The sequence below is a fragment of the uncultured Anaerotruncus sp. genome (assembly GCF_902490045.1).
Classification (GTDB): Bacteria; Bacillota; Clostridia; order Oscillospirales; family Ruminococcaceae; genus Anaerotruncus.
Map to the genome: position 1 here is coordinate 1 of NZ_CABUCJ010000023.1, position 18,068 is coordinate 18,068.

At 65.7% G+C, this 18,068-nt stretch carries 20 protein-coding genes; 7 read left to right on the forward strand and 13 right to left on the reverse strand.

Annotated features, from left to right (window positions below; genetic code table 11):
* From RDM88_RS04240 to RDM88_RS04255, 4 genes are all read right to left on the reverse strand, one after another.
* The coding region (locus RDM88_RS04240) for a hypothetical protein (protein WP_308753566.1) at positions 1 to 1,248 on the reverse strand (1,248 nt) is incomplete at its 3' end.
* Between the two features lie 20 nt (positions 1,249 to 1,268).
* Entirely contained in the window at positions 1,269 to 2,285 is a 1,017-nt protein-coding gene (locus tag RDM88_RS04245) for a polyprenyl synthetase family protein (protein WP_308753568.1), read from the reverse strand.
* Positions 2,278 to 4,245 (reverse strand): NAD(P)/FAD-dependent oxidoreductase, encoded by a 1,968-nt coding sequence (locus tag RDM88_RS04250; protein ID WP_374045410.1) that lies wholly within the window; start codon positions 4,243 to 4,245, stop codon positions 2,278 to 2,280. The genes RDM88_RS04245 and RDM88_RS04250 overlap by 8 nt, the downstream gene beginning before the upstream one ends.
* Before the next feature lie 50 nt (positions 4,246 to 4,295).
* Positions 4,296 to 4,625 (reverse strand): metalloregulator ArsR/SmtB family transcription factor, encoded by a 330-nt coding sequence (locus tag RDM88_RS04255; protein ID WP_308753572.1) that lies wholly within the window; start codon positions 4,623 to 4,625, stop codon positions 4,296 to 4,298.
* Positions 4,626 to 4,822: 197 nt separating this feature from the next.
* Here RDM88_RS04255 and RDM88_RS04260 point away from each other — a divergent pair, with 197 nt between their 5' ends.
* The 7 genes from RDM88_RS04260 to RDM88_RS04290 all read left to right on the forward strand — a co-directional run bounded on the left by RDM88_RS04260 (position 4,823) and on the right by RDM88_RS04290 (position 10,934).
* Positions 4,823 to 6,523 carry a menaquinone biosynthesis decarboxylase gene (locus RDM88_RS04260; RefSeq protein WP_308753574.1) on the forward strand — a complete coding sequence of 567 codons (1,701 nt, stop codon included), beginning with the start codon at positions 4,823 to 4,825 and terminating at the stop codon, positions 6,521 to 6,523.
* Positions 6,524 to 6,541: 18 nt separating this feature from the next.
* The gene (locus RDM88_RS04265; RefSeq protein ID WP_308753607.1) at positions 6,542 to 7,414 is read left to right on the forward strand and encodes a 4-hydroxybenzoate octaprenyltransferase; all 873 of its coding nucleotides are present in this window, start codon (positions 6,542 to 6,544) and stop codon (positions 7,412 to 7,414) included.
* A gap of 13 nt (positions 7,415 to 7,427) precedes the next feature.
* Positions 7,428 to 7,997, forward strand: coding sequence for a UbiX family flavin prenyltransferase (locus RDM88_RS04270; RefSeq protein ID WP_308753576.1), 570 nt, complete (start codon positions 7,428 to 7,430; stop codon positions 7,995 to 7,997).
* On the forward strand, positions 7,994 to 8,929 hold the full coding sequence (locus RDM88_RS04275) for an ABC transporter substrate-binding protein (protein WP_308753578.1): 936 nt from the start codon (positions 7,994 to 7,996) through the stop codon (positions 8,927 to 8,929). Before RDM88_RS04270 ends, RDM88_RS04275 begins: the two co-directional genes overlap by 4 nt.
* A gap of 5 nt (positions 8,930 to 8,934) precedes the next feature.
* On the forward strand, positions 8,935 to 9,678 hold the full coding sequence (locus RDM88_RS04280) for an ATP-binding cassette domain-containing protein (protein ID WP_308753580.1): 744 nt from the start codon (positions 8,935 to 8,937) through the stop codon (positions 9,676 to 9,678).
* Positions 9,675 to 10,415, forward strand: a complete 741-nt coding sequence (locus RDM88_RS04285; protein WP_308753582.1) for an ABC transporter permease — start codon at positions 9,675 to 9,677, stop codon at positions 10,413 to 10,415. The genes RDM88_RS04280 and RDM88_RS04285 overlap by 4 nt, the downstream gene beginning before the upstream one ends.
* Positions 10,416 to 10,526: 111 nt before the next feature.
* Positions 10,527 to 10,934 (forward strand): helix-turn-helix transcriptional regulator, encoded by a 408-nt coding sequence (locus RDM88_RS04290; RefSeq protein WP_308753584.1) that lies wholly within the window; start codon positions 10,527 to 10,529, stop codon positions 10,932 to 10,934.
* Between the two features lie 105 nt (positions 10,935 to 11,039).
* Here the strand turns inward: RDM88_RS04290 and RDM88_RS04295 are convergent, their stop codons facing one another.
* From RDM88_RS04295 to RDM88_RS04335, 9 genes are all read right to left on the reverse strand, one after another.
* The gene (locus RDM88_RS04295; RefSeq protein WP_308753586.1) at positions 11,040 to 12,404 is read right to left on the reverse strand and encodes an FAD-dependent oxidoreductase; all 1,365 of its coding nucleotides are present in this window, start codon (positions 12,402 to 12,404) and stop codon (positions 11,040 to 11,042) included.
* A 16-nt stretch (positions 12,405 to 12,420) separates the two neighbouring features.
* On the reverse strand, positions 12,421 to 12,843 hold the full coding sequence (locus tag RDM88_RS04300) for an Rrf2 family transcriptional regulator (protein ID WP_308753588.1): 423 nt from the start codon (positions 12,841 to 12,843) through the stop codon (positions 12,421 to 12,423).
* Positions 12,844 to 12,902: 59 nt separating this feature from the next.
* A complete protein-coding gene (locus RDM88_RS04305) occupies positions 12,903 to 13,202 on the reverse strand; it encodes a hypothetical protein (protein ID WP_308753590.1) in 300 nt (99 codons plus the stop codon).
* Positions 13,199 to 13,945, reverse strand: a complete 747-nt coding sequence (locus RDM88_RS04310; RefSeq protein ID WP_308753592.1) for a TlpA disulfide reductase family protein — start codon at positions 13,943 to 13,945, stop codon at positions 13,199 to 13,201. The genes RDM88_RS04305 and RDM88_RS04310 overlap by 4 nt, the downstream gene beginning before the upstream one ends.
* A gap of 110 nt (positions 13,946 to 14,055) precedes the next feature.
* Complete coding sequence (locus tag RDM88_RS04315) at positions 14,056 to 14,529, reverse strand: rhodanese-like domain-containing protein (protein WP_308753594.1); 474 nt, start codon at positions 14,527 to 14,529, stop codon at positions 14,056 to 14,058.
* 158 nt (positions 14,530 to 14,687) lie between these two features.
* Positions 14,688 to 15,863, reverse strand: coding sequence for an aldo/keto reductase (locus tag RDM88_RS04320; RefSeq protein WP_308753596.1), 1,176 nt, complete (start codon positions 15,861 to 15,863; stop codon positions 14,688 to 14,690).
* Between the two features lie 191 nt (positions 15,864 to 16,054).
* Entirely contained in the window at positions 16,055 to 16,753 is a 699-nt protein-coding gene (locus RDM88_RS04325; RefSeq protein WP_308753598.1) for an immunoglobulin domain-containing protein, read from the reverse strand.
* Between the two features lie 17 nt (positions 16,754 to 16,770).
* Positions 16,771 to 17,292 carry a hypothetical protein gene (locus RDM88_RS04330; protein WP_308753600.1) on the reverse strand — a complete coding sequence of 174 codons (522 nt, stop codon included), beginning with the start codon at positions 17,290 to 17,292 and terminating at the stop codon, positions 16,771 to 16,773.
* A gap of 111 nt (positions 17,293 to 17,403) precedes the next feature.
* Positions 17,404 to 18,012, reverse strand: a complete 609-nt coding sequence (locus RDM88_RS04335; RefSeq protein ID WP_308753601.1) for a hypothetical protein — start codon at positions 18,010 to 18,012, stop codon at positions 17,404 to 17,406.
* Positions 18,013 to 18,068 lie beyond the last annotated feature (56 nt).

The window sequence follows — 18,068 nt, forward strand, 5'->3', positions numbered from 1 at the left end:
AATGCGGCCGTCCGTGTCGACGAGCACCGCCACGACGTTCGAGTCCGCCTGCGCGAGGCCGTCCTCTTCGCCCGCGTCCTTCGAGCTGTCCACCGAGTTGATCACCGCCAGACCGGTCAGAAGCCCGCCCTCTTCCAGGGAGGCGGCGCCTGCGTTGTCGGCGGCCTTCCGGAGAATGACGTTGAAGTCGCCGATGCCGATCGTCACCGAGGCTGCCAGCTCCGCGTCCGTCGGGGAGCCGTGGTCGTTCACCGCCAGCCCCGAAAGCTCCGCCGGGGTCTTGCCCAGCGCGTACTGCGCGTAGTTTTCCGCCTGCTGGTACCACTCGAGCCCGATCCCCGAGGCCCCCTTCATCCCGTAGGCCTCTTTGAGCTCGTTCTTCGTCAACGGCGCGGCCGTCAGATCGCTCGTGATCTTTCCGGTCCTATCGAAGTTCACATTGCTCTGCGAGCCGTCGAGAATGCAGCTCGTGATCCGGCCGTCCGGTCCGAACGTCGCCGCCGTGTACATCGAATATGCCTGCGCGAGGCCGTCCTCCTCGCCCGCGTCGGTGGATTTGGACATGTTCGTCTCAATCCCCAGCCCGAGCTTGTCGCCCGCCTTCGCGCCCATCGGCCTAGCGTTCTCGACCGCCTTTCCGACCGTCTCGAGCCAGCCGCCGACCGACATCGTCACCGACGACGCGAGCTCCGCGTCGCCCGCATGCCCGTCCTCCGTCACCGCGACGCCGCGGATTTCATCGAGCGTCTTCCCGGTCACGTAGGAGGCCAGCGCGTTCGCCTGCTCGTACCACTCCTTACCGATGCCCGAGGCCGCCTTCATGCCGTAGTCCTCTTTGAGCTCCTGCTTGGTCCGAAACATCGTATCCGTCCCGGCGAGCAGCTTCCCTTCCTTTGAGAAGGGGATCTTCGCCTGCACCCCGTCGATCTTGCAGTCGACGATGCGGCCGTCCGCGTCGACGAGCACCGCCACGACGTTCGAGTCCGCCTGCGCGAGGCCGTCCTCGTCGCCCGCGTCCTTCGAGCTGTCCACCGAGTTGATCACCGCCAGACCGGTCGAAAGCTCAGCGCCCGCCGGGACCTGCACCGGATTCTCCGGCGCGGGGTTCTCCTGCGGCTGCTGCGGTTCACTTCCGGATGAAGCCTGCGGACCGAAGGGGGAATACCCTTTGGGCAGGTTGGAGCTGCATCCCGCCAGCAGCGAGGCTGTCAAAGCGAGAGCCAGCGCCGTCGCAAAAAATCGTTTCATATCGGTTCCTCCTTCAATCGTCACCGGCCGGACTTTGCCGCCGGCTGTAGCTTGAGGCCGTAAAATGCCCTGTCCAAGATCTCCGTGAGCCGCCGCCGCTTCTCCTCGGGAGCGCCGAGCTCCCCGAGCAGCCTGGCCGCACGGTCGTAATAGCGTTTGGAAAGCCGGCGCGCGTCGTCCAGCCCGCCGCTCGCGCGGACCCGTTCGTCCACCTCGGCGCGCGCGAGTTTCCCTCTCCGCGCGCGCTCGAGAAAGGCGGGGTCCTGCTCGAACGCCCGGATGAGCGGCAGTGTGACGACTCCCTGCTCATAATCCGACCGCACCGGCTTTTTGGCGGTCGCCTCGTCCGATTCAAAATCGATGCAGTCGTCGGTGAGCTGGAAGATCATGCCGACCTGCCGTCCGAGCCGCGCGTACCGCCGGATGAGCCGCTCCTCCTCTGTAAAGAAGAGCGCGCCCGCGTAGAACGCCGCCTCGAAGAGGGCGGCCGTCTTTCCCCCGATGATCTTGAGGTAGCGGTAGGCGGTCAGCTCGAGGTTGCCGTTGTTGAGGTGCTGTCCCAGCTCCCCGAGGCAGATGCGCCCCACATAGTCGGGCAGCCGCAGTTTCAGATAGCGTTCCCGGTCGCCCACCTGCGCCGCGAGGCGGAGGGAGGCGGCGAGCAGGTAGTCTCCGCAGATGACCGCCGTGCGCCTGCCGTACATGCGCTGGAGGGTGGGGATGCCGCGGCGCAGGTCGGCGTCGTCGATGACGTCGTCGTGCACGAGCGTCGCAAGGTGCAGCATTTCGACCGCGGCGGCCAGCTCCGCCGCGTCGGCGGGGACGCCGCCGTCCTCCCCCTGCGCGCAGGCGAGCAGGGCGGCGGCGCGGATCATCTTGCCGCGCGCGCCCGCGAGGTGCGCGGTATAGCGCCGGATCAGCCCCGGCGAGCCGGTGAGGGCCCCGTCGATGCGTTCCCCCACCGCCTCAAACGCCGCGTCGAATCCGGGATAGCCGGCGGATTCGGGGCGCGCCTGATTTTGTGTCGCGTCAATCATTGTAGAGATACCACTTTCTGACAAACCTGACGTTTTTCCAGTGTTTCTTGAGGGCGGGCATGACATAGTAGTCGAGGCCGATCGTCCTGCCGCCGCCGATGAGCACCGCGATCGCGGCGAAGATCATCCAGAAGGTATTGAGGTAGAGCCCCGTCGTGGTGACGAACATGAACTGCAGCACGAGCGAAGCCGCGGAGGCCGGGAAGTTGAAGAGGCCGCCGATCAGCGCGAGGCCGATAAGGATCTCGAGCACCACGATGGTGACCTGCATGAACATCTGCATCCCGTCGCTCGCAAGCACCACGTTGTTCACAAACCAGTTGATGAAGGGGATGTCAAGTTTAAATGCATAGTCCGCCAGCGTGGCGTGCGCGAGATCGGTCCCGCTGACGAGGGTCACGTCCATGAAGCCGAGCAGCCGGTAGCTGAACACCGCCACGCCGCTGGCCACCGCCTCGCCGACCTCGGCGGTCGCGGTGGCGACCGCGTCGACCGCGGCGGTCACGTTGCGCGCGCCCGCGGCCGAGAGGATTTCGTTAAAGAAGCCGGTCGCGCCGCTGAAGAAGCCGGTGAGCTGCGGGGTCTTCATCCAGCCCTCGACGATCTTCATGACGCCCTCGAACACCCAGCAGATTCCCAGCCAGACGCGCAGCGGCACGAGCAAAAAGCTCGGGGTGCGGTTGGAGAAATGCCCGCCCACGAAGCTGCGGCAGTTGCGGATGGTGAAGAACTCGTGCTTGAGGTAGCTGACGACCTTGTTCCAGCCGAGCACCTGCACGAAGTAGACGACGTTGATGAAATGCTTGGTAAACATCGCGAGGAAGGAGGGCAGGCAGATCATGTGGTTGGGGGTGCCCACCTGGGCCACGCCGTACCGCCCGCCGACCGACACCATGACTCCGTGGAACTTGGGACGATAGTCCTCGAGCTCCCCCTGGCCGGTGAGCTGCACCGTCAGGTTGTGGGCGATCGTGTCGGCGCTCTGCTCGCAGTTTTCGACCATCTGCGGGACGGGATTTTCCTCCCCCTCGGGGACGTACATGATGTTGTCGCCCGCGATGAACACGTCCTCGTGGTCGATCGCGCGCAGGTATTTGTCGGTGACGACCCGGCCGCGGCGCGCCGTCTGGAGGGCCTTGGCCGCCTCCGAGACGATGTCGCTCGACTCGATGCCCGCCGTCCAGATGACGGTGCCCGCCTGGTGGCACTCGACGGCGTCGCCCCGCTTGAGCTCGATGTAGTCCTTGCCGATGCCCGCGACGCCGGTGCCGAGCATGACCTGCACGCCCATCTTGGTGAGCCTGCGCTCCACCTTGTCGGAGAGCTTTTTCGGCAGGATGGGCACCGTGCGGTCGAGCACGTCGACGTCGAACATCGACACCTCATCCCGGTCGATCTCGAACTTCTCGCAGAGCAGCGGCACCAGTTCGGCCAGCTCGCCCGCCATCTCGACGCCGGTGAAGCCCGCGCCCACGACGTAGAAGGTCAGCAGCCTGCGGCGCTCGGCCGGGTCGGTCTCGCGCGCGGCGCGGCGGAAGACGTGGAGCAGGTGCTCGCGCAGGACGACCGCGTCGTCGTAGGACCAGAGGGTATAGGAGATCTCCTCCGCGCCCGGCACGCCGAAGAAGGTCGGCTTGGAGCCGGTCGCGAGGATGAGATAATCGTAGGGATAGGTACCGACGCGCCCTTCAAGCACCTTGCCGTCAAAATCGATCGAGGTGACCGTGTCAAGCACCACATGCACGTTGCGCCCCGCGAACACCCGTTCGAGGCTGATCTTGATGCTGTCCTCGTCCACGCGGTGGGCGGCGACCTCGTGCAGCTCGGTGTACATGGTGTGGAAGGGGTTTTTGTCGATGACGGTGATCTGCACGTCCTCCTGCTTTTTCAGCCGCTTCGCCAGTTTTTTGGCGGTCAGGACGCCCGCGTAGCCCGCGCCGACAATGACAATGTTTTTCAATGCTTTCATCTCCTAAATGTGAACTCCGCCAGCTCGCGCCCGGCGTGGAATCAATTGCGTTCGTTCGCTTCGCCGTCCGGGGGCATCCCCGCCGCGGCTTTCAGCAGGAAGATCTCCTCAACCGCCTCGACCAGCCGGATCGCCCGCCGGTCGACGATCTTGTAGACCATGCTCTGCCCCTGTTTGTCGCACTCAACGATCCGGTTGGCCCGCAGCAGCGTCAGGTGCTGGGAGAGCGCCGACTGGGTGATCCCCCTGAGGCGCTTGTGCAGCTGCCCGACGTTCATGGGGCCGGTCATCAAATGGCAGAGGATGACCATGCGGTTTTCGTTCGCCAGCAGCGCGCAGAGCGCCGCCGCGTCCTTCGCTGGATTCGCCATTGATTCCCCCCCGTTTTTCGTGTATAATATTAAGGAAATTAGTAATTAAGCAATTTCTAATATAATTATATCTTTGGCACTTGTCAAGTATTTATCAATGGTTTTTTGCCATTTTATATAATGTGTCCAACTTCCCCGCCATCTATTTAACAAATTGTTCGATATCCGTTTTTTCCTTGGAAAGGAGGCGCTCCGGATTGGCCTACCGGGACTTGCAGGCATTCCTCGCCGCGTGTGAAGCGCGCGGCGAGCTCATGCGGATTTCCGCGCCCGTCTCCCCCATCCTTGAGATCACCGAAATCGCCGACCGCGTCATGAAGCGGGGCGGGCCGGCGCTCCTCTTTGAGCGGGTCGAGGGCTCCGACTTCCCCCTGCTCATCAACGCGATGGGCTCCGACGAACGCATGGCGCTCGCGCTGGGAGCCGAAAGCCTCGACGAGATCGGCGGCGACGTGGCCCGCTACCTCGATTTTGAAAACTACACCTCCATCAAACGTCTCGCCGCCTTCGCGCCGCGGCTGCTGCGCCTCGCCGCCTGCTTCCCCCGCCGGCGCCGCCTGCGCCTCTCCCGCCCGCCCTGCCAGCAGGTGATCGAGCGGGATCCCGATCTCTCGGCGCTGCCGGTGCTCCACTGCTGGCCGCAGGACGGCGGCCGTTTCTTCACCCTGCCGCTCGTCTTTACCAAGCTGCCCGGCGCGAAAACGCAGAACTGCGGCATGTACCGGATGCAGGTGCTCGATAAGACCTCCACCGCCATGCACTGGCAGAAGCACAAGGACGGCTCTGCCATCTATGAGGCGTGGCGGGCGCGCGGTGGGAAAATGCCCGTCGCGGTCGCGCTCGGCTGCGGCCCCGCGGTCACCTACGCCGCGACCGCGCCGCTGCCGCCCGGGCTCGACGAGCTGCTGCTCGCGGGCTTCCTGCGCAGGAGGCCCGTCGCGCTGGCAAAATGCGTCACCAGCGACCTGTGGGTGCCGCAGGACGCGCAGTTCGTGCTTGAGGGGTATGTCGACACCGGGGAGCCCCCCGTGTGGGAGGGCCCGTTCGGCGACCACACCGGCTACTACTCGCTGGCCGACTGGTACCCGCGCTTCCACGTCACCTGCGTCACCCGACGCAGGAAGCCCGTCTACCCGGCGACCGTCGTGGGCAGGCCCCCGATGGAGGACTGCTATCTGGCAAAGGCCACCGAGCGGATCTTCCTGCCCGTGCTGAGGCTTCAGATTCCCCAGCTGCGCGACCTTTGCCTCCCCTTCGAGGGGGTGTTCCACAACTGCGCGGTCGTCTCGGTGAAAAACGACTTTCCCGGCGCGGCGCGCACCGTCATGAACGCGATGTGGGGCATGGGCCAGATGCGCTACACCAAGCTGATCGTCGCGGTGGACGCGGCGACAGACCCGGCCGAAACCGGCGCGGTGCTCGCGGCGGTGCTCCGGAACGCCGACCCCGCGGCGGACTACGTCCTCTCGGACGGACCGCTCGACGCGCTCGACCACTCATCAGACCGCGCCCTCTACGGCACGCGGCTGGGCATCGACGCCACGGCGAAGCCGGGCGTCCCGCCCCGGACGGGGCGCTTCGCCCTCCTGCCGGTCAAGAAACGCGCGCCGGGGGAGGGCCGGGAGGCCGCGCTGGCCGCGCTTGAATCGGAGGACGTCTCGTTCGCCGTCGCGCTCGACGACACGGTGGACCTCGCCGACCGCCAGGAGGTGCTCTGGCGGGTCTTCAACAACATCGACGCGGGGCGCGACCTCGTGGTGAAGAATGGAAAAATCGCGCTCGACGCGACAAAAAAGCTGCCGGAGGAGGGCCTCACCCGCCCCTGGCCGGACGACATCACCATGTCGCCGGAAACGGCCGCGCGGGTGGACGCGCGGTGGAAAGAATACGGATTCTGACGTGGAGGCGCCTATTTGATGGAACTCGCTCATAAACTGATCCGAAAGCTGCGCGCCTACGGGACGCTCGTAATGTTCAGCCACACGATCTTTTCCCTCTCGTTCGGCGCTGTCGCCTTCCTCGCCGCGTCCAACGGCAGGCCCCGCCTCTGGACGGCGGCATGGGCCGCGCTCGCCTTCCTGTCGGCGCGCACGGGGGCCAACGCCCTCAACCGCGCGGTCGACGCGAAGATCGACGCGAAAAATCCCCGCACCGCCGGGCGGCAGATCCCACGCGGGGAGATCTCCGTGCGCGAGACGGTCGCGCTCTCGCTTTTCTGCTTCGCGCTGCTCGTCGTGAGCGCCGCGATGCTGAATCCCCTCTGCCTGATCCTCTCCCCCCTCGCCCTCCTCATGATGGCCTCCTACTCCTACACCAAGCGGTTCACCTGGCTCTGCCACCTCTTTCTCGGCGCGACCTGCGGCATCGCGCCGGTCGGCGCGTGGCTCGCGGTGACGGGGCGGTTTTCCCTGCCGCCGCTACTGCTCGGCGCGGCCAACTGCCTGTGGACCGCCGGATTCGACGTCATCTACGGCTGCCAGGATTACGACTTCGACCGGCAGAACGGCCTTCATTCGATCCCCGTGCGGTTCGGTGTGGCGGGCGCGCTGCGCATCAGCACGGCGTTTCACATCGCGGCGCTCGGCTGCCTCGCGGCCTTCCTCCTGCTGGAGCCGCACATGGGGCCCCTCTTCGGCGCGGGGCTGCTCGCCGCCGCCGGCCTCATGGCGGTGCAGCACACGATGGTCACCCCCCAGCGTCTTGAGGGGGTCAACACCGCCTCCTACAGCATAAGCCAACTCACCAGCCTCGTACTGCTGGTTTTCGGCATCCTCGACATCTGCCTCTGAAAGAAGGAGTCCTATGGAAACCTACATCATCGGGATCACCGGCGCGAGCGGGAGCGCCTACGCGCTGCGCATCTCGGACGCCCTGCTGGAAAGCGGCGCGGCCCTGCGGGTCGTCGCGACCGACACCGGCCGCCGGGTGCTGGAATACGAGACGGGCGTCTCCCTCGAACGCTGGGCCGGGGAACGCCCCAACGCCGCGCTCGAGGACAACGCCGACCTCTTCTCCCCGCTCGCGAGCGGCTCGCGGCAGTTCGCAGGGATGGTGGTCGCGCCCTGCTCGATGTCGACGCTCGGCAGGCTCGCCTGCGGCGTCACGACCGACCTGCTCACCCGGGCGGCGGACGTCATGCTCAAGCAGAGGAGGCCCCTCCTGCTGGTGCCGCGCGAAACGCCGCTCACCTCGATCCACCTGCAGAACATGCTGACGCTCAGCCAGTGCGGCGCGACGATCCTGCCCGCGATGCCCGCGTTTTACCACCATCCCCGGACGGCCGACGACCTCGTCTCCTTCGTGGCGGGCCGGGCGCTCGACTGCCTGGGCGTCGAAAACCATCTTTATCAGCGTTGGAGGGAAGAACCATGAAAAAAACCATTCTGAAGCGCGCCGCGGCCCTGCTGCTCGCGGCGATCGCCGCGGCGGGCCTCGCCGCGTGCGGCGGGCGGCCCGCGCCCGATACGCTGCGCATCGGCGTCATGTACTCGTCCGACGTCATCCCGCTGGCGGTCATGAAGGACCGGAAGCTCGACGAAAAGCAGGGCGTCATCCTCGACATGCAGGTCTTTTCCTCCGCCAAGGACCGCGACGCGGCGCTGCAGGCGGGCGAGCTCGACGGGGTCTTCACCGACTTCATCGGCGCGTGCATCTACCAGAACGCCGGGCTCGATGTGAAGATCACCGGCATGACCGACGGCGACTACCTGCTGCTCGCCGGCCCGGATTCCGGCGTCAAGACGCTCGCGGACGCGGCCGGGAAATCGATCGCGATCTCGGAAAACACGCTGATCGAATACGCGCTCGACTACATCCTCGTGCAGGACGGGTACGGCGCGGACTACCTCAAGAAAGAGGTCGTCCCCCGCATCCCCGACCGCCTTGAGATGCTGCGCTCCGGGCAGGTCGACCTCTGCCTGCTGCCCGAGCCGTTCGCGACCCTCGCCCTCTCCGACGGCGCCGTCGAGCTGGGCAGCGCCAACACGTCGGGGCTCTATCCCGCCGTCTCCGCCTTCACCCAGACGGCGATCGACGGGAAGGCCGGCGCGATCAAAAAGTTTTACGCCGCCTACGACGAGGCCGTCGACTACGTGAACAGCACCCCCCTCTCCGAATACGAGCCGGTCGTGATCGCGGGCGCGGGCTTCCCGGAGGAGCTCGCGGGCAGGATCGAGCTGCCCGTCTTCCGCAAAAACGCACTGCCCGGGGAAGCCGACCTCTCCGCCGCTGTCGCCTGGGCCTCGGATAAGGGGCTCTGCCCCGCTTCCCTCGCCCCCGCCGACCTGCTCGGCAACCTCGGATAAGCGCGATGCTGGAAGTCGAAAACCTCACGGCGCGCTATCCGCGCGCCGGTCATCCGGTCATCGACGGGCTCACCTTCTCCCTCGCGGAGGGGGGACTGCTCGCGCTGCTCGGGCCGTCCGGCTGCGGCAAAACGACCCTCATCAACCTGCTGGCCGGGGCGCTTCCGCCCGCGGGTGGGAGCGTCCGCTTTTGCGGCGCGCCCCTCTCCCCGCGCGATACGGCAATCGGCCTCATTCCCCAGAGCTACGGCCTGCTCCCCTGGAAGACGGTGCGGCAGAACTGCCTCTTCTGCGCGCGGCTGCGCGGAACGCCCGACGAGGCGGAGCTTGACGCCCTCTGCGCGCGGCTGGGCATCGGCGGTCTGCTCGACCGCTACCCGCGCGAATTGAGCGGCGGGCAGGCGCAGCGGGCGGCGCTCGCGCGCGCTCTCCTCATGAAGCCGCGCCTGCTGCTGATGGACGAACCCTTCGCCGCGCTCGACGCGGCGGCGGCCGACCGCGCCAGGCGGCTCTGCTTCGAGCTCTGGCGGGATTCGGGCGCGACGGCGGTCGTGGTGACCCACCGTCCGGAGGAGGCGCTCTATCTCGCGGGCCAGATCGCCGTGATGGGAAGGGGCGGGCGCTTTACCCGCCTGCTCGAGAACCCCTGGCAGGGCCAGGCCGAGCCGGGCGGCTCCGATTTCGAGGCTTTTTCCCACAGCCTGCGGCGGGAAATCCTGCTTGCCGCCGGAGAGGAGGCCGCGTCATGAAAAAGACGGTCTCCTTCCTGCTCGGCTTTGCGGCGGTCAACCTGTTCTGGCTGATCGCCGCCGCGCTGCTCGACACCCGCGCGCTGCCCGGCCCCGTGGAGGTATACGCGCACTTTGGAGACGTGCTCGCCGCGGGCATCTTCCGCCACATCGGCGCAAGCCTCTGGCGGGTGTTCGCGGGGCTTTTCCTCGCGCTCGCGGCCGGGGTGCCGGTCGGCCTGCTGATGGCCGCCTCCCCCCGCTGGAACGCCCTGCTCCATCCGGTCGTCTACTTCTCCTACCCTGTCCCCAAGACCGCCCTGCTGCCCGTCGCGATGCTGCTCTTCGGCCTGCGGGACGGCTCGAAAATCCTCATCATCCTGCTGACCGTCCTCTTCCAGGTGATCGTCGCCACGCGGGACGCGGCCCGTGCCGTCGACCCCGGCCTCTACCAGGTGGCCGTCAGCGCCGGGGCCTCGCGCGGCCGCCTGCTTGGGCAGATCACGCTGCCCGCCGTGCTGCCCGAGCTCTTCACCAGCCTGCGCATCGGCGTGGGCACCGCGCTGGCCGTCCTCTTCATCGTCGAGGCGTACGGCACCCGCGCGGGCGTCGGCTACTATATCCTCGACGCGTGGAGCCGCATCGACTACCTCGAAATGTACGGCGGCATCGTCGTCATCTCGGTGGTGGGCGCGGCGCTCTTTCTCGCCGTCGACCTGCTCGCGCGGCGGCTCTGCGGCTGGAAGGAGCCGTCCTGACCGGGTTCCGCCGGGAACTCTACCAGCCGTTTACCCCGGTCGACCGCCATTCCCGTGCCAAAACCGGCGCCGTCTGGTATCATAAACACAATCACCAAAGGAGGGGCGCGGATGGATTATAACCACATGGGGGACCTCATCAGCAGCGTTCGGAAATCGAAAAACATGACGCAGAAGGAGCTTGCCGACCTGCTGCACGTGACGGACAAGGCGGTGTCCAAATGGGAGCGCGGAATCTCCTGTCCGGACATCGGCACCCTTCCCGCGCTCGCCGACGTCCTCGGGATCTCGACCGACGAGCTGCTGCGCTGCCGCGGGCAGGCGTCCGCCGCAAAACGCGGCGCGCCCGCCGGCCGGGAAATCCGCCGGACGGCCCTGTTGGTCTTCCGGGCGGTCGGTCTCTCGATGGGCGTGGCCGCGCTGGCGCTGTCCGCGCTCGGGAAGCTGGACGGCCGGACGGCCGTCACCCTGCTTTCCATCGGCGTCACCTGTCTCGGAATCGCGCAGTTGTCAGAATAATATTATACAATTGGTAATATATTCTTGTATTTATCCCATAAAAAGGGGCGCAGCGGCAAAACGCTGCGCCCCTTTTTTGGGGGGATATGAGGAGGTCAAAAGAAATCAGGCAAAGAGGTCGTTGAGCGCCTCGCTCATCGTCGGATGGGTGAAGATCTGCCTGCCGAGCAGAGTATAGTCGGCGTCGAGGTCCATCGCGAGCTTGACGATGTTGATCATCTCATAGCTCTCCTCGCAGAAGAGCATCGCGCCCAGAATCTTGTTGGTGTCCGCGTCAACGACCGCCTTGAGCAGGCCGGCGGGGCGCCTCAGCACCTGCGCCTTGGGGATGGCGGCCGCCGGAAGGGTGAGGACCTTTACATGATAACCCGCCTCGCGCGCCTCCTTTTCGCTGAGGCCGACGCGGGAGAAGGGGGGATCGATAAAGACGCTGTAGGGAACGTTTCCGCGCTTCGCGGCGTCGTAGCCGCCGCCCGAAAGCTGCGACCAGACGATCCGGAAGTCGTCGAGCGAGACGTAGGTAAATTGCAGCCCGCCAGCAACGTCCCCCATCGCCCAGATGTTTGGGGCGGTGGTGCGCAGTTTTTCGTCCACCTTGACCGCGCCGCGCGGGGTCAGTTCGACCCCCGCCTCGGCCGCGTTGAGGCCGTCGGTGTTGGGGCGGCGGCCGGTCGCGACGAGCACCGCGTCCGCCGCGAGCGTCTTCTCCGCGCCCTCCCGCGCGAAGGTCACCTCCGCGAAATCGCCCGCGTTCGCGACCCTTTTGACCGCCGCGCCGATCTGGAAGGAGACGCCCTTCTCTTCGAGCGCCTTCTTGATCTCGGCGGCGATGTCCGCGTCCTCGCGGGGCAGGAACACCGGCGCGCCCTCGAACACCGTGACCTGCGAGCCAAAGCCCGCGTAGATCGAGGCAAACTCGAGCCCGATGTAGCCGCCGCCGATGATCGCCAGCCTGCGGGGGAGCTTTTCAAGGTCCATGAGCCCCTCGCTCAGGTAGACGAACGGGTTCTCCCGGAGCCCCTCGATGGGCGGGACGACGGGGGTGGAGCCGGTGTTGATGAAGATCTGCTTTCCCTCGAGGATAAGCGTCTCCCCCCGGTCGGACACGACCTGCACCTGCGTCGGCGAAAGAAAACTGCCCTTGCCGTTATAAATGGTGACATTGGGACTGCCGTCGAGCTTGTCGAAGTTCTTTTTGCGCAGCATGGCGGTCAGGCGGCGTTTCTCCTCGATGGCGGCGGCGTAGAACGCCTGTTTCTTCTCGAAATCCGCGCTGCGGTGCCCGTGGGAGATTCCCGAACTGCGCACCAGCGATTTGGAGGGGATGCACCCCACGTTGATGCAGGTCCCCCCATACATCTTGTCGGATTTTTCGATCATCGCGACGGTTTTTCCGCTCGCGCCGAGTTTGCCCGCAAGGGTCTTGCCCCCCTTGCCGAAACCGATTACGATCGCGTCATACTGCTTCATAAAAATGCCTTCTTTCTCAGCTCGTGTGCGGCCCGAATATCTTCTTGTCAATGTCCGCTATGGTGATCTCCCCCAGCCTTTGGCGGCAGAGCTCGTCGAGGTCGGAATAGATGCCGTCCATGATCTCCCCCATTCCGGAGGCCACCAGGCACGCCTTCTCCCGGTCGCCCGGCTTCCAACAGGCGGACACCAGCCGGACGTCGACCGCCTCGTCGACCCGCCGGAGGGTGACCTCCGCGGGGGATTTGATGAAATGGTACCCCCCGTCGACCCCCTCCTTGGTGGCGACGAGGCCCGCTTTTTTCAGCTTGGCCATCACCTTGCGCACCCGCGCCGGGTTGGTGCAGATGTTCCCGGCGAGCGCCTCGCTCGAAACGGTTTCCCCTTTGTGGTTGAGATAGACCAGCGCGTGTACTGCGATGGCAAATTCACTTGTCATCTGTGTTTCCTCCTTATATCATCCACTAACTGTAATTGTACCTCATACAGTTAACGGAATCAAGGGGCAATCTGCCGCAGCCTGCGCAGAAGTCCCCCCAGCAGGCCAAGATGCACCGCCAGAAGCGCGCCGTGCAGAAGCATGGTCCTCCCGGGGACGAGCGCGCAGGCCAGCCCGCTCTGCTGGCGGGCGAGGGCGATAAGCTGGGAGGCGCCGTAGGCCGCGGAGACGGCCATGCAGAGGAGGGGCGGCACGCGTCTGCCGCCCAACTTCACCAGCGCGCCCGCGGCGAGCAGGACCGCGAGGGCAGCCGCAACGCCCGCGAAGGAGAGCAGGGTGCTCAGAAGAAAGCGGGTCATGCGCCCGCCTCATCCGAAAGCGCACGCAGGCCGTCGTCGACCATCCGACGGAACTCCTCCGCCGTGCGTCCGCCGTAGAGCGGCTCGCCGACGACATTGCCCGCGCTGTCGAGCAGGAAGCTCTCGGGCACGGTGCCGAGGTCCTTTAATTTGATCGCGATCAGGTCGTCTGAGGGCAGCAGCTGCAAAAATTCCGCGCCCGTCATCTCCTGGATCTGCCGGATGATCTCGACCTCCCCTTCGCTGATCGAGCCGTCCTCCGCCTGCGCACTCGCGGCGATCCCGATGACGTTCAGGTCCGCGCGGTCGTATTCCGCGTAAACCTGCTGGAGCGCGGCCATGTCTGAGACGCAGGAGTCGCAGAAGGTGCTCCACACGCTCACAAGCGTGAGGCGGCTGCCCGCCAGCACCTTCTCGGTGACGACGCCGCCGTCGAGGTCCTTCGCCGCCCAGTGGCCAAAGTCGGTGGCCAGACTCTCCCCCGACATCTTGAGCGGGTAGGGCAGGTCGGCGCGGCAGCCGGGGATCGCCTTCACCGGAAGCTCACCGCCCAGCGGCCCGGGGGCCTCCTCCGGAGGGATTTCCGCTTCCGGCGCTTCCCCGTCAAGCGGGGCCGTTTCGGAAGCCGCGGCCGGGGAAAGCGCTGCGCCCGCCGCCGGAGCCTCCGGTACGGGGGCCGCGCAGGCGGCGAGCAGCGCGGCCATCGCCGCCGCGCCGAGCAGGGTCGTCAGTGGTTTCCTCACATCGGTTCCTCCTTATATGATACAGCCTGCCGCCCGGCGCTGGAAAAGGAGCGCCAGCAGGAGCAGAAGCGCCGCGGCGGCCAGCAGGATTTGCAGCCGTTCGCCCCGGGTCATTCGCCGGTCACCGTGCCGTACGGCCAATCCACGATGCCCCCGAAGTCATAGACGTTGGTATAGCCGAGCGCGGCCAGTTTTTCGGCCGCCTGCCTGCTGCGCACCCCCGTGCGGCAGTGGACCAGGATTTCCGCGTCAAGATCGGGCAGCAGCGCGGGCCGTTCATCGCCGATCAACTCGTTCGGGAGGTTGATCGAGCCCTCGATCCGCTCCGCCGCGTGTTCCTCCGGGGTTCGGACGTCGAGGATGACCGCATCGGGGTTGGCGTCGAGTCGCTCCTTGGCCTCTTCAGCGGTGATCCTGTGGTATTCCGCCGCCGAAGCCGCGCCGTCCGCGCGCTCTCCGGCGTCCGCCGCGGAGGCCGTGGACTGCGGAGGGGAGGGGGCCTCCCCGCTCTCCCACGCGCACGCCGCAAGCGCCGCCGCCAGTAAAACCGCGGCCAGCAGGGCCGCCAGGTGCTTTGCTTTCATGGGCTTCCTCCGTTTTCCAACTGTACATTTTGCTGTGTCAGTTTATACTGTAATTATATCTATTACAGATAGCATTGTCAACCCCCGCTGGCAAAAAACTTTCCCCGGCAATCCGAACCGGGCGCGGACGGTCAAAAGCCGTACGCGCCCGGGATCCGTTATTCGAGGATTTTCATGAGCGCGGCGATCTCCCCCAGCCGCTGCGGGATCGCGATCCCCTGCGGGCAGTGGGAGACGCACCGACCGCAGCTTACGCACCGCCCGGCGCGCCGCTCCTCCGGCAGAACCTCGTAAATCGCGCGGATCGCCTTCGCGTTCTCCCGCAGCGCCTTCCCGTCCGACGGGTCGAGCCCGACCTCGGCGGCGCAGCGGTTGTAGGCCGCGAAAACGCCGGGGATGTCGACGCCCGACGGGCAGTCCATGCAGTAGCGGCAGCCTGTGCAGGGGATGGTCCCGAGGGCGAAGTAGGCCCTGCGCGCCCGGTCGAGCGTCTCCCGCTCGGCGGCGGAGAGGGGCTCGAAGGGGGACATCGTGGCGACGTTGTCCCGCACCTGCTCAAGGGTGGACATGCCGCTCAGGACGGTCAGCACGTTGGGCAGTGACGCGGCAAAACGGATGGCCCACGACGCGGTGCTCGCCCCGGGACGCGCCTCGCGGAGGATCTCCACCGATTCGGGGCAGAGGGAAACGAGGTTCCCGCCCCGCACCGGCTCCATGACGATGCAGGGCAGGCCGTTTTCCTCGAGGATGCGGTACTGCTGCGCGGCGTCGAGCAGCTCCCAGTCGAGGTAGTTGAGCTGGATCTGCACGAAATCCCACCCGCCGCGCGCGATCAGCTCCCGAAGGACCTCCGGCGTCCCGTGGAAGGAGAAGCCGAGGCGGCGGATGACCCCCGCCGCCTTCTGCGCCCGCAGGTGGTCGAGCAGGCCGGTCTTCTCGTAGACATCGGTGAATTCCTCAACCGATTTTCCCACCGAGTGGCAGAGGTAGAAGTCAAAATAATCGGTGCGGCACCGTTCGAGCTGGTCGGCGAAGATGCGCCTGCCCTCATCCAGGCTGTGAACGAGCCAGGTCGGCATCTTGCTCGCAAGGTGGTAGCTTCCGCGCGGATAATCCGCCAGCGCCCGGCCGAGGAACGGCTCGGAATCGCCGTCGTGGTAGCGGTAAGCGGTGTCGAAATAATTGACCCCGTGGGTATAGGCGCAGTCGATCAGCTCGCGCGCCTTCTCATAGTCGATCTCCTGCGTGTCGGGGGAAACGCGCGGCAGGCGCATCGCCCCGAAGCCCAGCAGGGAGACGCGGTCGTCCGTTCCCCGGTATGCGCGTGTCTCCATAAAAAGCTCCCCTTTCCGGCGGGCCGTCCTTCGCCCGTCACGCAAACGGGCGCCCTCCAAAAAAGGCCGCCCGTCTCTTTTTTTGCAGTATACCACATCGGCAAAAGGGATTCAACCGTCTTTCTCCCGCCCGGCGGCCTTCGACGAACCGAGGGGCGTCCCGCGCGGAACGCCCCTCGGTTCAACAATGTTTACTTATCCGCTTTTTTGCGGAGGGAAACAGCGATCGCGGCGGCCGACAGCCCCAACAGGGCGAGCGCGGCCGCGGGCGCCGAACCGTCGCCCGTATTGGGCAGCTTCACCAGCGGAACCGGCAGGTCCTTGATGATCGTCGGGTCGGCCGGGGCCACAATGTGGATGTCCGGGTCCCCGTCCGATCCGCCGCCTCCGCCGCCCGAGGGCCTGGTCAGCACCGCCAGCGCCACGTCACATTCGGCGCGGCTCCCGTATCTGTCCGTCAGCACGACCCGGTAGACCCCCGCGTCGCTCTTCTGCGCGCCCGGGATCGCATAGACGTTTCCCTCGTAGTCGTCCCCCTCGAAGAGCGCCTCCGACAGGGTGTCCGCGTCGAGCACCCGGTACCACGCAAAGTGGTAGGGCAGCACCCCATCCTTCGCGCTCACCGTCAATTCCGCCGTCTCCCCGACGTAGACGCTCACATCCGCGCCCCACACCTCCGGTCCCGGAAGGGTTATGGCGTTAAAACGCGTGCTCGCCGAGGGGCGCTCCAGCGTCGCCGTATCCACCTCTTCGCTCGCACTCACGATATCCGAGAGGTCCTTTTCCGTCTCCTCCCCCTCGATCTCCCCCGCGGCCATCGCCGTCAGCGGGATCGACAGGGCGAGCGCCGCCGCCAGCAGCAGCGCGGCTCCCCTTCCCAATCCTTTCAACGCGGTCCCTCCCGTCCTCAATTCTGAATGATCAGCTGCATCTCCGCCGCCGCGGTTCCCACCAGCTCCTGTGTGTCGACGGTATAGGCGAAAAAGGTCGCCGTCGCCGGGTAGGTGCCCTTCGCGAGCGGCCTATCCAGCTTTGCCTCCTGGATGTGGTAGTTCGGTTCGAGCGCGCCTGACGTGTACACCGTCTCCCCCGTGTCGCCCAGGGTGATCTCCACCACCATCAGGTAGTGGTTGGCGGGGGAGTTTTCGATGCAGAGGTTGCCGGGGGAGCTTCCATCCGGGAACTCGGGCTGGGTGTTGATCGAGATGTTGAACATCCCCTCCTCAACGATGCGGTTGAGCTCCTCGACGATCTGCTCCTCCGTCTTGCCCTCGAGCTGGCCGAGCTGTGCGCCGGCGGCCCGTGCGAGCCCCGCGGGCTTTTCCGCCGGGCGCAGCAGCAGCCAGGCGATCACCCCCATCAGGATGAGGATGATGACAAGGAAAACCCATTTGACGGCGTTCCCGTTCTTTTTCGTCTTTTCTTCCATAACGCGCTCCTATATGTTTTTTCCTGCCTGTACCGGGGAAAACGCCGCGACGCGGCGCTTTCCCCGGCACAGGGCGATTGCCCCGTGCCGATGAAATTGCTGTTGCGTTCTTTACGGGGTTACGGTCGGCATCGCGATCGTGTAAGTGACTTTAAAGGCATCCTCAGCGGACGGCGTCTCATTTGTGCTATTCTGCGGCGCCGCGACAGCCGTCAGGACCAGGTCCAACTCCGTTCCATCAATGCTGGTGGCCGCCTTAACGGAGTCCCAGCCAGGCGCAACGCCGTCAGTGGTGGTCGAGAGATCCAGGCCCTTGATGTTCATGTTGACGGTTTTGCTCCCCTCGTCGGCCGCCTTGGCGGCGGCCTCGGTGGCCAGCGTCCAATTGCCGTTTACCGCCTTGACGTTGGAAACCGAGATGTCCTTGAAGGAATAGTTGATCAGCTTATACTTGCTGGGGACCGAGGTTGTGCCGTCCTGCGCAACCGCAAAGGTGACGGTCATCGGAACGGTAACGCTCATCTGATAGGTCGGGATCGTGGCGCTCTTGTCGATAACCTTGAACTGGGTGTCAGCCGTGCCGCCATCCTCGGCGACATCATTGGTTTGGGTGTCCACCACGGCACCGTCCGCGTCGTAGTTCTGTGCCGCCGCGAACGCGGTCACGCCGAGGGAGAGGATCATTGCCATTGCCAGAACTGCTGCCAATACCTTTTTCATTGTTTTGACCTCCTGTTTTACTCGTTTTTTGTTGGGGTTACGTGTGGATTTATGTA

What these genes read in the sequence shown, in the direction of transcription:
- RDM88_RS04275 (WP_308753578.1), top strand. Translation starts at nt 7,994, where the DNA reads ATGAAAAAAACCATTCTGAAGCGCGCCGCGGCCCTGCTGCTCGCGGCG.
- RDM88_RS04330 (WP_308753600.1), bottom strand. Translation starts at nt 17,292, where the DNA reads ATGGAAGAAAAGACGAAAAAGAACGGGAACGCCGTCAAATGGGTTTTC.
- RDM88_RS04280 (WP_308753580.1), top strand. Translation starts at nt 8,935, where the DNA reads ATGCTGGAAGTCGAAAACCTCACGGCGCGCTATCCGCGCGCCGGTCAT.
- RDM88_RS04335 (WP_308753601.1), bottom strand. Translation starts at nt 18,012, where the DNA reads ATGAAAAAGGTATTGGCAGCAGTTCTGGCAATGGCAATGATCCTCTCC.
- RDM88_RS04315 (WP_308753594.1), bottom strand. Translation starts at nt 14,529, where the DNA reads ATGAAAGCAAAGCACCTGGCGGCCCTGCTGGCCGCGGTTTTACTGGCG.
- RDM88_RS04290 (WP_308753584.1), top strand. Translation starts at nt 10,527, where the DNA reads ATGGATTATAACCACATGGGGGACCTCATCAGCAGCGTTCGGAAATCG.
- RDM88_RS04285 (WP_308753582.1), top strand. Translation starts at nt 9,675, where the DNA reads ATGAAAAAGACGGTCTCCTTCCTGCTCGGCTTTGCGGCGGTCAACCTG.
- RDM88_RS04255 (WP_308753572.1), bottom strand. Translation starts at nt 4,625, where the DNA reads ATGGCGAATCCAGCGAAGGACGCGGCGGCGCTCTGCGCGCTGCTGGCG.
- RDM88_RS04265 (WP_308753607.1), top strand. Translation starts at nt 6,542, where the DNA reads ATGGAACTCGCTCATAAACTGATCCGAAAGCTGCGCGCCTACGGGACG.
- RDM88_RS04305 (WP_308753590.1), bottom strand. Translation starts at nt 13,202, where the DNA reads ATGACCCGCTTTCTTCTGAGCACCCTGCTCTCCTTCGCGGGCGTTGCG.
- RDM88_RS04270 (WP_308753576.1), top strand. Translation starts at nt 7,428, where the DNA reads ATGGAAACCTACATCATCGGGATCACCGGCGCGAGCGGGAGCGCCTAC.
- RDM88_RS04300 (WP_308753588.1), bottom strand. Translation starts at nt 12,843, where the DNA reads ATGACAAGTGAATTTGCCATCGCAGTACACGCGCTGGTCTATCTCAAC.
- RDM88_RS04295 (WP_308753586.1), bottom strand. Translation starts at nt 12,404, where the DNA reads ATGAAGCAGTATGACGCGATCGTAATCGGTTTCGGCAAGGGGGGCAAG.
- RDM88_RS04320 (WP_308753596.1), bottom strand. Translation starts at nt 15,863, where the DNA reads ATGGAGACACGCGCATACCGGGGAACGGACGACCGCGTCTCCCTGCTG.
- RDM88_RS04245 (WP_308753568.1), bottom strand. Translation starts at nt 2,285, where the DNA reads ATGATTGACGCGACACAAAATCAGGCGCGCCCCGAATCCGCCGGCTAT.